The sequence below is a fragment of the Herpetosiphon gulosus genome (assembly GCF_039545135.1).
GTDB classification, from domain to species: Bacteria; Chloroflexota; Chloroflexia; order Chloroflexales; family Herpetosiphonaceae; genus Herpetosiphon; species Herpetosiphon gulosus.
On the sequence record NZ_BAABRU010000008.1, the window covers coordinates 1 to 14,276 of the forward strand.

Genomic DNA, 14,276 nt, shown 5'->3' on the forward strand with positions numbered 1-14,276 from the left:
AATTGGTACGTGTCGAGGTGGTTGTGCCCCACGCTGCTCCATCCCGAACCAGGCCGTGAACGCGACACACACCGAGGCTACTGCAGCACCCGCTGTGGGAACGTAGGAGGATGCGTACCGCTCCACAAAGACTCTGTTGGTAATCCAACGGAGTCTTTTGTTTTAGTAAGTATAAAAAAAGCTCCTTGATTCAAATCAAGGAGCTTTTGTATTTAACTACGGCGTTTACGGCGGCGCGGTGAGCGGCGCTCGTTCGGGTTGGCCTCAGGCGTAGCTAGCTCTGAATTTGGTTTTTCAGCTGTAGATGGCTTGTTTGGTGCTGCTTGTTGTTGGCCTTGATGATTGCCATTACCACCATTGCTGCGCCGTCGGCGGCGATTTGGTTGCTTTGGTTCATCAGGGTCATTCGTAGAGGGCTGACGACCGCGCGGAGTAAGTTGCTCAGGCACGCCACCAAGCGATTGCTGCCGTACTGTCGCGGGTAGTTTTGGTCGCTCGGGCGTTGGAGTTGTATCGCCTTTGCGCTTGAAGGCATGGCGTGGTTTGCGTTCGCTTGGCTCGTTGCTTGATGTTGGGGCTGGGTTAGCCTCAGCATTGGCCGCCTCTGAACGATTAAAGCGTTTCTGGCGCTCTGCTCGGTCAAAACGTGGACGTTGCTCGTTCGGGTTTGGACGTTGTTCGCGTGGCTCTGGGTTTGGCCGCGCCTGTTGGGCTGGTTTGGGTCGTGGTTTAGGTTTATCGCCTGAACTTTCAGGATCTTCCTCGAAGGAGCGTAGCTCATCCAAGCCCCAATCTTCGTTATCCCAGTTGTTCAGCGTTGATTTAATCGTTTCGCCAACTGGACGGTTGAAGCGTTTTTGGGCGATTGGCGCTGCTTCGCCTTGTTCGAGCCGTTCGCGGGCAATCGCCCCAGCCGCGCCTGTCAGGGTTTCAAGTTGATCAGCTTTGAAATCGTGGTAATTGCTTTCAATATCAACCGTAACGGTTTCGCGAATCGTATTGACCGCAACCACATAGCCAATGCCTTCGGGGGTTTTGACCTGTTCTCCGCGGGTTGGTAGTTCGGCCTTAATCTCAAGATATTGCTCTTGTTCATACGAAAGACAGCAGAGTAAACGCCCACAAACCCCCGAAATTTTCGATGGATTGAGTGGCAAATCTTGATCTTTGGCCATTTTGACCGAAACTCGGGCAAAATCGGGCAAGAAGGTCGAGCAACACAATGGCCGGCCACATGGGCCTAATCCACCCAACAGTTTAGCCTCATCGCGTGCCCCAATTTGACGTAATTCGATCCGCGCATGGAAAATTCGCGCTAGCTCGCGCACTAAATGGCGAAAATCAACCCGCTGCTGCGAGGTGAAATAGATCGTCAAACGGGTGCCATCAAAATTCCAATCGCTGCGAATCAGGCGCATCGGTAAGCGATGCACGCTAATTCGTTCGGCACAAATGCGCAAGACATCATCGCGACGCTCAGCCAGCACCCGCATGCGATCGTAATCTTCAGTGGTCGGCTGGCGAATCACAGGTTTGAGTTCGGCAATCAAATCAGAATCAGGCAGATCTTCGATTGGTGCTGCCACTTTGCCGAGTTCTAGCCCACGTACCGTTTCAACCACCACGGCATCGCCTAGCTCTAAATGATGTTGATTAGGGTCAAAATGATAAATTTTGCCCGAATCTTTAAACTTAACTCCAACAACCAAGGGCATAGATCTATCCTAAAAAGTATGAAGGATGAAGAAGGAAGAATATTAAAACTATCGGAATCTTGCCATGATTAATCAGCGTAGATAGTTGTACAATCCTAGAAATGAGTGCTTGAAATACGTGATTAAAGCGATTTGTGAGGGATTCATCCTTCATCCCTCATCCTTCATCCTTATAAATAATTATCCTTCAAAGCCTTCGCTTGGGAGGTTTTTCCCCATGACGCGGAAGACTTGGACAGTTAGGGCTTTGCCTTTGAGTTGCAATGGCCCAACTTCCTGTACTTGATAGCTCTCACCGAGCTGAGCAATCGTGGCTTCGCTGGTATAGACGCTGTTTGGCTCGGCTTTGCCTTCAAGCCGCGAGGCAGTATTTACGGTGTCGCCATGGACAGTATACTCTAAACGTTCGCGTGTGCCGACGAGGCCTGAAATAACCCGCCCAGTGTTAACTCCAATTCGAATGCGGAAGTGTTTGCTGGCATCAATTTTGGCCATAAGCTTTTGATGTTGCACCAGCATATCTAGCGCTGTGTCGATTGCACGTTGGGCGTGATCTTCATAATACACGGGAGCGCCAAAAAGCGCCATGATTCCATCACCAATAAATTTATCGAGTGTGCCGCCATGCTCGAAAATTACATCGGTCATGACGCTTAGATATTCGTTTAAGAGGTTTTGTAGCTCCAGCGGCGGCAAGGTTTCAGTCATCGTGGTAAAACCTTGAATATCCGAGAACAACACACTAGCATCTTGTTCAACTGGTTTCATGAAAATTTCGCCAGTTTCGTTAATTTGCTGGGCCACGGTTCGCGCTACGTCGGGCGAGAGAAAACGGGCATATTGTTGACGTAATTTTTCTTCGTTGCGAATTTGGTCGGTCAGATTGGCCCGCTCGATGCCCAGCGAGGCTTGATAGGCTACTGCTGTCAATAATTCGCGATCGCGGATGCTAAACCGCTCCAAACCAGGGCTATCAAGGTGAACCAAACCCAAAACGCCAGCTCTACCAATTAAAGGTACACACAATACCGAGTGAATATTTTGGCTGATAATGCTATCCTGTGAGCCAAATTCCACCCGCGCATCGGATGTGAGCAACGCCACGCCTTCGCGCAACACGCGCCGCGCAATCGTCGAGCTAATTGTCAGCGATTGGGTTTCGCTCGGCGCTCGGACGACCATCGGCACCAGCCCATCTTGGCGGGTCATCAACAATAAACCCCGTTCGGCGGGAACCAAACGCAGCACTTCATCCATAATCGTGTCGAGCAATTCGCCCAAATCAAGAATCATGTTGAGGCGGCTGCTGACTTGATAGAAATTTTGTAAAATATCATTAGCATCAAGGTTGAGTTCGGGGAGCTTGCCCGATGAGACTGAGCGACTGTTGCTTTGCAGCGGCACAAGCTCTTCATCGGAGATAATCACGCTGGCCGCAGCTCGATCATCAAATTTAAGCTCGAATGGCCCGATGCTAATTAAATCATTAGCTCGCAGAGCAGCTTCCTTCACCCGTAGCCCATTGACGAACGTGCCGTTGGAACTGCCAGTATCGCGCACGAAAATATCGCGACCCCGGGTTTCAAGCGAGGCGTGATGGCGTGAAACATGCGGGTGATTCAATACAATATCGTTTTGCCGCGAACGACCAATTTGTAGGCCGCGGCTGGTAATTGGAATATTCAGCGATTGCCCATCGATGGTCGCAAGCAAACGTGCCATGAAGTTCTTTCCTACTAGGTTGTTGCCTGATCAATGTGTGTGCAGTATAGCAGATGGCGCAACCATTAGACAGCAGGAGTTTGCCAATTGTTGCTCACCCATAGGCAGGATTTTGCGGCGATCTGGCAACAATAATTCACATATATTCAATCATTAAAAGGTTGTAAAAAAGGCTGTTCTGTCAGATTGTTGGTGGTGAAACGCTAACAATGAACTTGGCTTGGTTAACGGATCTCTGCCTAATTGTTGGCGAATTGCTCGGTTGCTCGGCGGGCAACGTGCTATAATCGGACTGTGGGATCAACCATAGCACTAGGAGGTGTTCAATGACTGAACTCTGGAATAGCCTTAAGCAACAAATTGCCCAGCACAATTGGGGATTATTTGGGCCAACGAGCTATGTGCTGGGGGTTGATTTAGGCAGTTATGGCATTCGTGCGGTTGTCACTGATATTTGCGGGCAACACCTGTTCCATGCCGCCACTGAGCTTGCTCCCGAAAGCACCGCCACAACCGTGCTTGAACAAAGTTTTAGTTTGATTCACGAATTACTTGAAACCAATAATGTGCCAAGTCAGCAGCTGGTGCGGATTGGTGTAGGCTTTGGTGGTCCAGTTGATGCGTTACGTGGGGTTACCCGCCGTTCATATCGCATGCCTGGTTGGAACGATTTAAATGTTTGCGAGCAATTTGAAGCTGCTTTTGATGCCCAAACCCTGATCGAAAATGATGCGAGCTTGATTGCTTTTGGCGAATATATGTTTGGTGCTGGTCGCGATGTCCAAGATTTGTATTATTTGCATTTGAGCACCGGCGTTGGTAGCGGTTTGGTGCTGAATGGTCAACTGCATCGTGGCATAACCACCAGTGCAGGCGAAATCGGTCATGCTCGTTATTCCTTGAACCATCAGCGCGAAATTGAAGATTTGCTCTCGATTCGCGGTTTATTGGCGCGTGCCAACGAACTTGGCCTACACACCGATGATCTTGATGTGTTGTTCAACGATGCTAATGCTGGAGCCAAGACTATTAGTGAAGCGGTTGAGGTACTTGGTTTAGGCTTAGCTGGTGTGGTGCAATTGCTTGATCCTGCCTTGTTGGTGCTTGGCGGGATTGTGACGCGCAAGGGTGGTGATGCGCTGTGCAGCGCGGTCGAAACTCAGGTTAATCAATTAATTAGTCCAACGCCACAGCGCCATATTGCGGTTGTGCACTCGTTGTTGGGAGCCGAAGCAGTGGCGATTGGTGGTTTGGCCTTGGCTTTGCAAAGTCTCAATCAATAGATGCCCTCACCCCCCTCATCCCGCATACAGGAGAGGGAGAATACAGAAAACGCCCCTCGCCTGCCGCAGTGGGAGAGTGGTTGGGGTGAGGGAACTTAGCAAAAACCATAACCCCGCCGTAACAATCAATGTTGCGGCGGGGTTGGCGTTGTTTATGGGTTAATTATCGCTGCGCAGCGAGCTGCCTTGGGGTTTGAGCTGTGGCGCGTTATCATCGTGCAGCTCGTGGCGGTCGATTGGCTGCGGCGCTGGATTGCCTGCCAGTTGTGGTGGTACAGCCTGTGGGCGCTCTTTGCCAGCGGTTGTAGCAGGTTGATCGTGAGCATGGCCATGTTGCTCGGCTAAAAAGGCTTGATGAGCAGGATTTTTGGCTGCTTCAGCCGCCTCTTCGGCAATGTGGTTGAGCATAGGCGCAACAACTTTTTCAAGTTGCTCGTGTTTGGCTGCAATAACTGCATTTTTGCGTTCAAACGCCGCGCGTTCAGTGGCGACAACTTCAGGGCTAAAGTGACGTTTATGCTCAGTCATACAATCCTCCTTGATTATGCTGACTCTGAACAAGCAAAGACTATGCCGTGGACAAAATAAGGACACAGGCATACCTGTGTCCTTGGTGGGGAACCGAGCTAAGCGAGATTAAGCAGTCTTGTCGGCTGCGTGGCTCACTTCTTCAAGCGTGAGCTTATGAACAAGTAGGTATTCGTAGGCACTGACGGCGGCGCGAACACCATCGCCAATTGCAATTAACACTTGTTCACCAAGAACACTGTTGCTCACATCGCCAGCGGCAAAGATACCGTGGCAGGGCGAGCTATTATATTCATCGACAATTACAAAGCCATCTTCATCGAGCACATCGACATTGCCATTGTTCAAAAACCCAGTATTTGGCTGAATGCCAATATCGACAAATAGCCGATCAACTGGAATATGCTGCAACGACGTGCCACGTTCAATCACAATCTGCTTGACCGAATTGATCCCCACGACATCGCGAATGGTGGCTTGGGGAATGATTGTGACATTGGGCATGCGCCGAATGGCATCGACCAAGGGCACTTCGGGCAAATCTTCATCTGGGCTGACCCAATAGATATGGTTCGAACCTAAGACGATTTCAGCGACCCCGCGAATTGTACGAGGGGTTACGCCATAGACCGCCACCCGTTGGCCTTGGGTTTGGTGAGCAAAGGTTGTGATTGAATAGCCCAAGCCCACCCCGAACAAATGTTGAATGCCTGGTAAGGGCAAGCGATTGGGAGCTGCACCGCTGGCAACTACGACTGAACGGGCATAACGTTCGCCGTATTGTTGGGTATCGACCACAAACATACCATTGGTTTTGCGCAGCCCGACAACCCGATCATTAATGTGGGCGACCGACGATTGGTGATTCGAAAGCTGGCTAATCAGCCGTTCCACTAGATCGTGTCCGGGCAGAACGTTGATCGTGCCGTTGACGGTACGGTTGTGCGCCCAGCCAGCTTTGCCGCCGAGGTCGGCGTAAATCATCAGCGTGCGTAATTGCTTGTTTTGGGCATAAAATGCCGCAGCCAATGCCGATGGTCCGCCGCCAATGATCAAAATATCGTACACGATACTCATGGTCGCGCTCCTATTCGACGATTAGCGCTGTAACCATCCCAAACATGCCGTGTTCGCTTTCGGCGTGTGACAAAATGTGGCAGTGGAAGGCCCAGACACCTGGGTCTGTACAATCAACAATCACATCCCAGCGTTCGCCTGGAGCGACGTTGATCGTATCGCACATAAATGGTTGGGGTAAGTTCCAGCCATCTTTGGCAAACACCAACTGGGGCAAGCCGTGTAAGTGCATTGGGTGAATCATCAAGCCTTCGTTCATATAGCGAATGCGCAGTTTTTGCCCCAATTTGGCGGTCAAAGGTAGAGTTGCCGGAAAACCTTTGCCGTTGATGGTGAACCCTTGGGCGGTATCATTTAACACCAAGGTATATTCTTTGTCATAAGCTGGGTCTTGGCTCTTATCTTTTGGCTCGACGATAAATGGCCCAAGCAAGCCCATCGAGACTTGTTTGGTCGAGTTATGATGCGAGTGATACATATGTGAGCCAGCGTTGCGAATTGTAAACTCATAGGTATAGGTTGAGCCAGGCGTGATTGGTGGCTGAGTGATAAATGGCACACCATCTTGATTGTTGGGCACATACAAGCCGTGCCAGTGAACGGCGGTGCTTTCATCAAGATTATTGGTAACCAAGATCTTCACTTTGTCGCCTTCGGTGACGCGAATTTCTGGGCCAGGCAATTGACCGTTATAGGTCCAAGCTTCAAGTTTGCGGCCTGGTTCAACTTCCCACATAGTTTTTTCGCAGGTCAATTCAAAAACTTTAACATCGCCTTCCATGCGATATTCGAGTGGTTGCATGCTGAGGCCTTCGGTTTTGGCTGGGAACAGCTTAACCCCGGCTTCATGCATCTTATCCATTTCTTCCCATGCTTTTAGCCCACTGTCAGTGGTCGGTGTTCCGGCGTTGCCAGTGCTATTATGACCACCATTGCTATGATCGGTGCCTGCGGCAGCGGTCGTGGCACTTGCTGGTGGTACGGTGGCTGGCTCAACAGTTAGCGCACTTTCGCGGCCACATGCGACCATGGTTCCTGCGGCTGCCGCCATCCCTGTCCAGCGCAAGAAGCTGCGGCGCGAGGTTGGGGCATTCAATACTTGTTCAATAGGTTGTTGTTCGTTGCGATCCATGATCGTGTGTCCCCCTAAATTACACGGTATATCGTCCTTGATATGGATGTAGTGTACTTGCCAATGCCCAGCCCAAACTATAAGATTTGTCTACCGTTCGTTGTTGTTTGGCTACTTTTGGGTTGAGGGGGCAGTTTTCAGGGGTTAGGGGCTAGGGTTAAGAACATAGAACATAGAGCAAAGAACATAGGACGTATGGCTATTGGCTGAGGGCTATCGGCTATCGGAACATTCTTCGTGTTATTCGTGCAATTCGTGGCTAAAAAATCTACCTTCGTGGTTAAATAAAACGCCCCAACACCACCCAAAACTGGGTGATGCTGGGGCAGTGCTTCCCTCTCCACGAAAAAAGTTTAGAGTGGTTGGCCGCGTTCGGCAGCTTGTTCGACAGCGCGAACCAAGAAGATTGGCCGTTGGCTGCTGCGAATGAGCTTGGTTGCTACGCTGCCCATCCACATGCGGCTGAAGCCACTGCGGCCATGAGTTGCCATAACGATCATGCTGGCAACTGCTTCTTGGGCAATTTCGTCGATCATTTCGGCGGGTGTGCCGCTTACGACGAGATGGCGTATTCGCAGGCGTGGCGTTTGCAGCGATTGCTCAAGCTGTTGCAAATATTTCTGGGCTTGCTCACGGGCTTGGGCTTTTTCGCCAGCGCTCCACATTGGCACAAGTCCCGATTCGATCAAACCTGGATCGTCGATGCCCGGGGTGACACTTAGCAAGACTAACTCAGCACTATGGGCCTCGGCTAGTTGGCTAGCCAATGGCAAGGCTTGTTCAGCGATGGCTGAGCCGTCGAGTGGCACAACAATTGTGCGCAATTCGGGCGGAATTTTAAAGGTTTCAACTTTGCGTTCATCGCCATGGATGACCAAAATTGGCACTGGTGTAGCTTGGACTAATTTTTCAGCGATGCTGCCGAGTACCCAACGCCCAAGCCCACTGCGGCCATGGCTGGCCAGCACAATCTCACGCACGCTGTTTTGTTCGGTCGCAAATTGGACAATTGCATGGGCTGGCTCGCCATCGAGCACGGTTGTTCGTACCGCCAAACCTTGTTGTTCATAGCGAGCTTTGAGTTCATCAAGGTAGGTTTGGGCTGCTTGGCGTTCGTCGGCTAGCCATTGGCGGCTATCAACGGCGCTTGGTACTGGCCATTCGTAAGCCGGAACCAGCGGCGGATAGCCAATAACCCGAACTAAATGCAAAACACTGCTGTTGCGGCGAGCTAAAACGACTGCATAATCCAAAGCCTGTTCCGCTAACAGTGAACCATCAAGTGGAATCAACATTTGGCGTTCCATAACCAATCCTCCTTTGGATTGGAGAGCGACATTGCTCTCAACAAGGTGATCAAGTTCACCGAGTAGGGGGGCTAACGAGCTAGGTTTTTCCAAATATGAAGTGATTGGCAAGTTGCGTAGACGTTGCCGCATGCTCGGTGAACTACCCGAAGCGACCACGGCAATGGCTGTGGCAGGTTGCTCTTCGCAAAGTTGTTCGAGTAAGCGCAACCCATGCAGCCGAAATGGCGCGGGGTCAATCACGACTAGGTTGGGGCTATGAGCCTGAACACTAGCCCAATCAGCTTGTTTAACAATATTGACTTGGACGTTCTGGCCCCAACGCCGCTGAAATCGTGCGGCAGTTGTTTGGGCTGAACCTTGATCTGGGTCAATGATCACGATTGAGTAGCTCATGGCCTGCTATCCTTGTTATCACTGTAGATAGTGTAGAACGGATAGCCTGTCAATCGGGTTAAGAGAGGATAACCAAATGGTGTTAAAATCCTTACCAATGCCAAAAGCCACGTTTCGCCATTGAATCGTGGCGGCTTGATTGTTCAGTCTGCGGTTTAGAGCAGGACGCTGTAGGCGCGTTCGATATCGGCTTGGTTGTTAATGTCGGTTAGGGTCTCGCTTGGAATGGCTTCATCAACCGTGAGCACCATAATTGCCGTGCCACGTGGGCTTGAGCGACCAACGTGCATCGCCGAAATGTTGATATCAGCCGTACCCAGCAATGTGCCAATCCGCCCGATAAAGCCAGGCCGATCTTGGTGGAAGGTGAATAACATCGAGCTGGTTGGCACCAAATCGAGCCAAAATTCGTTGATTTGGACGATGTGAGCTTCGCCACGTACCACCGTGCCGCCGAAGGTATGCACCACACCATCGCTGGTAGTCACCACCAATTGCAACAATTCGGTGTAGGTTTCAGCATCGGGGCGATGGGTTTCGTTGATGGTTAAGCCGCGTTCGCGAGCCAAGAATGGCGCATTAACCGGAGTAACCCGACCTTCTGAGCCACCTTCGAGTAAGCCTTGCAAGACTGCCAACTTAATTGGTTCGCTGGTCAGGCCCGCTAAAGCACCGTTGTAGACAATTTGATACGATTGGGCTGGTAGATCGACCAATTGGGTGCTGAGCCGAGCCAATTTGCGGCCAAGATCGAGATATGGCCCAACAATCGCCCACTCTTCGGGAGCCACAAACGGCGCATTGACGGCATAGCGTGGCGAGCGGCCAGCCAATACATCAACGATGCCTTCGGCCACATCGGCGGCAGTCAAAGCTTGGGCTTCTTCGGTTGAAGCGCCTAAGTGCGGCAAGACAATCGCTTTGGGGTGGGTGACGATTGGGCCAGTTGGTGGTTCTTTAGCAAATACGTCGAGAGCTGCACCGCCAAGATGGCCCGATTCCAAGGCTTCAAACAAGGCTTCTTCATCGATCACGCCGCCACGGGCACAATTGATGATATAACTGCCTTTTTTCATTTGGCTCAAGCGTTGGGCATCGAATAAATTGCGAGTAGCGTCGATCAAGGGGATGTGCAATGAAATAACATCAGCGCGGCTGGTTAATTCATCAAGCGTCACTGGGGTCACGCCAAGTTGAGCCGCACGTTCAGCGTTAATAATGGGGTCGTAGGCGATAATATTCATTTCCAAGGCACGGGCACGCCGAGCAACTTCCGAGGCAATCCGACCAAAACCGACCAAGCCTAAGGTTTTGCCGCGAACTTCCCAACCGCCATATTTGCTGCGTTCCCATTTACCATTTTGCAAGGCGCTGTGGGCTTGGGGAATGTTGCGGGCGAGACCAATCATCAAACCAATTGTCAGCTCGGCGACTGCAATACTGTTTGATGCTGGAGCGTTAACCACCAAAATCCCTTGCTGATTAGCGGCAGCCAAATCGATGTTGTCAACACCCGTCCCGGCGCGGCCAACAACTCGAAGTTTGGTGCCTGCTGCAAGCACTTTAGCGGTAACTTTGGTTTGCGAACGCACGATCAAGGCATCGTACTGTGGCAAAGCCTCCAACAGGGTTTCTGGTGTAAGATCAAGACGAACATCAACCTCGGCGACCTCTTTAAGCGCCGCAAGGCCTTCGGCACCAATCTTCTCCGTGACCAGGATACGATCCATGAGGTAGTTACTCCTGTGGTAGTAAACAAAAAAGGGCAGATGGACACGCTCTGCCGCTGCCAGCACTGGCTGATGGGAGTTTTGTGTATTGTATCACAAGCCACAAACCACGCTGTTGCAGCAATGTATCGGCCAATGTATCTCGCGGTGTATGTGCTGCAACTAGCGCCGCTTTATACTGCTTGCATCAACACAAGGAGCGAGCAGTATGAACCACCCAACCATTCAAAAAGATACTGGTGCTTGGATCGCTTTTACTTGGATTTCGTTCTTCATTTCGATTGTGGCATTGCTCTTGGGCATTTATCATGCGCCAGTTGATATTTGGGTCAAGAGCTTTTTGGCGGTTGCCGCCTTGTTTGCAATTGGTAGTACCTTTACCTTGGCCAAAACTATTCGCGATAACTCTGAAGCCAGCAAAATGATTAATCGCTATGCCGATGCCAAAACCGAGCAAATCATCTCTAATTATGAGATCCGCGCTTCAGTCTAGCGAAGGATGAAGGATGAGGGATGAGGGATGAGGGATGAAGAACAGCGCACATAGCGACAGCATTTATGATTGGAGCTAGATTTAAAAGTAAGCTTGGTGCTCTTGGTGGATTAAATTTTTAACGCAGAGGCGCAGAGAATCTATAGCTATTGGCTTTGTGGGCTATTTGTAAGGATTTATACGGTTATCAACTGCTACCATTCCCTCACCCCTGACCCCCTCTCCCGCACGCGAGGGGGAATCATCCCTGCATAGGCATGGCTGAGCTTGGCCCGTTCCCCTCTCCCGCACGCGAGGGGGAATCATCTCAGCATGACCATTGGAATGCCCCTCGCCCGCCGCCGTGGGAGAGGGGTTGGGGGTGAGGGAACGTAATTCACTGTCAATCGTATGAACCGTTACACCTAGGATAGATCTTCATCGCACTCGTGGTTAAAACTGGCCCCTGATTCCTAGACCCTGCCGCTAGTGTGCAAACTCCTGCTGATAAATTGCTTGGATTTTGGCCAAAACTGCGTGGGCTTGCTGTGCTGCTGGAAGGGTCGTTGCCTTACCTTTATTGATAAAACTGCCACTTGGAAATTGCTGTTGATTGAAGGCTGCATTATACAAACGGTCAGCACCATTACTAGGATGTTTAAACAGCAAGCCATGAAAAGGTCGCAGCCACCAAGGCAAGCCATTGTTGGTTTTGATCGAGCCACGATTACCCCCAGGACAAACACTGTAGAGTTTGATACCTTCTTTTGCGAGTTGCGGCGCAAGCGCTTGGTTCCAGAGCGAAAGTGCTAATTTGGATGTTGCATATGGCCCAAAGAGCTTTTTGAAGCTTTGAGGCCGTTCAAGCTGCTCGATCTCAAGCTTTCTGAGGGTCAACAGCACATTCGACGAGGTATTAATGATTGTTTTGTGCTGGCCACGCAATAGCAATTCTTTCAGCTCCATGGCGATGATATACGGCACAACGCTCTGCAATTCGAAACTTAATTCGCGCCCTTGCGGCGAAAAAACGAGTTTTTCGGTTGTTCGGCCTGCGTTGTTGAACAGCAGATCGAGGCTGGTTTCTTGCTGTTTAATCGTTTGTAAGGCAGCGCGAAGTTGGCCAAAATCGCTGATTTCGGCTTGGTAGCTGCGCAGGTTGCCCGCAGCTTGGGCCGCTTGTAGAATTGGCTCGTTCGTGGGAAACTGTGAACGCATCAAACCAATGACTGTCCAGCCTTCGCCGAGCAGCCGTTTGGTCAGTTCGAGGCCAATACCTGAGTTTGCTCCGGTGATCAAGGCAGTCTTTGAGGGCGATTGGCTTGGCATAGATGCTCCATTGATTTATTTTATAGAACGCTATAAAATAAATTTACTGGATGTTTTAGCGAATGTCAAATTTTTCTAGTGATCGATAGATAATTATGCAGATAACCCGACCGCGAGGCCGACCGCGTACTTTTGATCGGCAAGCAGCGCTTGATGCGGCGATGGAATTATTTTGGCGACATGGCTACGAAGGCACATCGATTGCCGATTTGACCACGGCGATGGGCTTTACGCCGCCGACCTTGTATGCAGCCTTTGGCTCGAAAGAAGATTTGTATCGCGAGGTGATTCAGCATTTTCTGCTGCGTGGTGAGCGCCGACGCATGGAAGCGGCGCTGAATCAAGCTAGTGCGTATGCCATGCTGCGCTATTATTTGTATGCTGCTGCTGAGAGCTTTACCGACCCCAGCACACCAGCTGGTTGTATGGTGGCGACGGCAGCCTTGCAATGTGCGGTCGAAAATCAACCAATTGTTCAAGAAGTAGCGCGAATTCGCCATCAGATGTTTGTTGCATTTGTCGAGCGACTTGATTTAGCTAAGAATAATCATGAATTGCCAACAACGATTGATTCGCTGGCATTAGCCAATTTCTACACCGCAATTGTGCAGGGTATGTCGGTGCAAGCAATTGATGGTGCAAGCCGCGCCGATTTGATTGCAGTTGCCGATTTAGCGCTGAGCGCATGGCCAGGTGCGAAGGATGAAGGATGAATTATGAGGGATGAAAGAAGGCAACGAGAGCAGATTTTAACGCAGATGGTGCAAAGGGCTTGGATTCAGGGGTCTGAGGTTAGGTCTTTAACACAGAGGCGCAGAGAGGATTAGGCATCAGGGGCCAGCGATCAGGCTTCAGGCTTCATGATTGGGCTGTGTAGTTCAAATCTAGCCCCTGAAACCTGACCCCTCGCCCTTCGTGTAACTTCGTGCCCTTCGTGGATCAAACCTCAACCTCTCTGTTTCGATATGCTATACTTGAGGGCGTGTCTGTAGGAGACTGAACCGTGTCAACAAGTATTGCTTTTGCCCTCTTTTTTGTGTTGCTTAGCCCCATTTTGACTGCGATTTTGCTGCGTTTTTTGCGCACGCGCCTGAGTGCTTTACCGTTTTATTCGATTGCAGGCGTGCTTTTTGGGCTGGCAGCAGCTGCCGCGATTTGGCTGGTCAGTCAGCATCAAGCCAATGTTCAGCTTGGCAGCTTGGTGCTTATCCAACAGCAAGGGATCGATTTGGAAGTACCGCCTGAGGCCGAACCAACCGCGATGCCAACCCAAGTGTTGCCAACCTTGGCGGCTACGGCAACCCGTTTAGCCCCAACCGCAACAACCCGCCCAAGCGCTACGCCAACCGACCAACCAACCGCAACCACTGAAGCTACCGCTGAACCAACCGCAACCAGCGAGCCAAGCGCTACGCCAACTGCTGAACGCCGTACCTACACGGTTGAAGATGGCGATACCTTACGCTCAATTGCTGAAGCATTTGATGTAACGATTGCTGAATTGCTCGAAGCCAATGATCTCACGCCGCAACAAGCTGATCAGCTTCAGCCAGGCGATGTGTTGATTATTCCTTAGTGAGGTTTT

Annotated in this window: 12 protein-coding genes; 4 read left to right on the forward strand and 8 right to left on the reverse strand. The window is 50.8% G+C overall.

Features of this window, described 5'->3' with window-relative positions:
- Positions 1-212: 212 nt before the first annotated feature.
- A complete protein-coding gene (gene ricT, locus ABEB26_RS12115) occupies positions 213-1,715 on the reverse strand; it encodes a regulatory iron-sulfur-containing complex subunit RicT (RefSeq protein ID WP_345722270.1) in 1,503 nt (500 codons plus the stop codon).
- 180 nt (positions 1,716-1,895) lie between these two features.
- Positions 1,896-3,437, reverse strand: coding sequence for an adenylate/guanylate cyclase domain-containing protein (locus ABEB26_RS12120; protein WP_345722271.1), 1,542 nt, complete (start codon positions 3,435-3,437; stop codon positions 1,896-1,898).
- Between the two features lie 326 nt (positions 3,438-3,763).
- Here ABEB26_RS12120 and ABEB26_RS12125 point away from each other — a divergent pair, with 326 nt between their 5' ends.
- On the forward strand, positions 3,764-4,720 hold the full coding sequence (locus ABEB26_RS12125; protein WP_345722272.1) for an ROK family protein: 957 nt from the start codon (positions 3,764-3,766) through the stop codon (positions 4,718-4,720).
- Positions 4,721-4,879: 159 nt separating this feature from the next.
- On the opposite strand, the gene ABEB26_RS12130 is transcribed toward ABEB26_RS12125, so the two are convergent.
- The 5 genes from ABEB26_RS12130 to serA form a co-directional block, all read right to left on the reverse strand.
- Positions 4,880-5,248 carry a hypothetical protein gene (locus ABEB26_RS12130; protein ID WP_345722273.1) on the reverse strand — a complete coding sequence of 123 codons (369 nt, stop codon included), beginning with the start codon at positions 5,246-5,248 and terminating at the stop codon, positions 4,880-4,882.
- 108 nt (positions 5,249-5,356) lie between these two features.
- On the reverse strand, positions 5,357-6,325 hold the full coding sequence (locus ABEB26_RS12135; protein WP_345722274.1) for an NAD(P)/FAD-dependent oxidoreductase: 969 nt from the start codon (positions 6,323-6,325) through the stop codon (positions 5,357-5,359).
- A 10-nt stretch (positions 6,326-6,335) separates the two neighbouring features.
- Positions 6,336-7,457 (reverse strand): multicopper oxidase domain-containing protein, encoded by a 1,122-nt coding sequence (locus ABEB26_RS12140; protein ID WP_345722275.1) that lies wholly within the window; start codon positions 7,455-7,457, stop codon positions 6,336-6,338.
- A 353-nt stretch (positions 7,458-7,810) separates the two neighbouring features.
- Positions 7,811-9,160 (reverse strand): universal stress protein, encoded by a 1,350-nt coding sequence (locus tag ABEB26_RS12145; RefSeq protein ID WP_345722276.1) that lies wholly within the window; start codon positions 9,158-9,160, stop codon positions 7,811-7,813.
- Positions 9,161-9,315: 155 nt separating this feature from the next.
- Entirely contained in the window at positions 9,316-10,890 is a 1,575-nt protein-coding gene (serA, locus tag ABEB26_RS12150; RefSeq protein ID WP_345722277.1) for a phosphoglycerate dehydrogenase, read from the reverse strand.
- Between the two features lie 208 nt (positions 10,891-11,098).
- On the opposite strand from serA, the gene ABEB26_RS12155 reads away from it, so the two are divergent.
- Entirely contained in the window at positions 11,099-11,383 is a 285-nt protein-coding gene (locus tag ABEB26_RS12155; protein WP_012188640.1) for a YiaA/YiaB family inner membrane protein, read from the forward strand.
- A 465-nt stretch (positions 11,384-11,848) separates the two neighbouring features.
- On the opposite strand, the gene ABEB26_RS12160 is transcribed toward ABEB26_RS12155, so the two are convergent.
- Positions 11,849-12,691 carry an SDR family NAD(P)-dependent oxidoreductase gene (locus ABEB26_RS12160; protein ID WP_345722278.1) on the reverse strand — a complete coding sequence of 281 codons (843 nt, stop codon included), beginning with the start codon at positions 12,689-12,691 and terminating at the stop codon, positions 11,849-11,851.
- Between the two features lie 95 nt (positions 12,692-12,786).
- On the opposite strand from ABEB26_RS12160, the gene ABEB26_RS12165 reads away from it, so the two are divergent.
- Positions 12,787-13,404, forward strand: a complete 618-nt coding sequence (locus ABEB26_RS12165) for a TetR/AcrR family transcriptional regulator (protein ID WP_345722279.1) — start codon at positions 12,787-12,789, stop codon at positions 13,402-13,404.
- Positions 13,405-13,694: 290 nt separating this feature from the next.
- A complete protein-coding gene (locus ABEB26_RS12170; RefSeq protein ID WP_345722281.1) occupies positions 13,695-14,267 on the forward strand; it encodes a LysM peptidoglycan-binding domain-containing protein in 573 nt (190 codons plus the stop codon).
- Positions 14,268-14,276 lie beyond the last annotated feature (9 nt).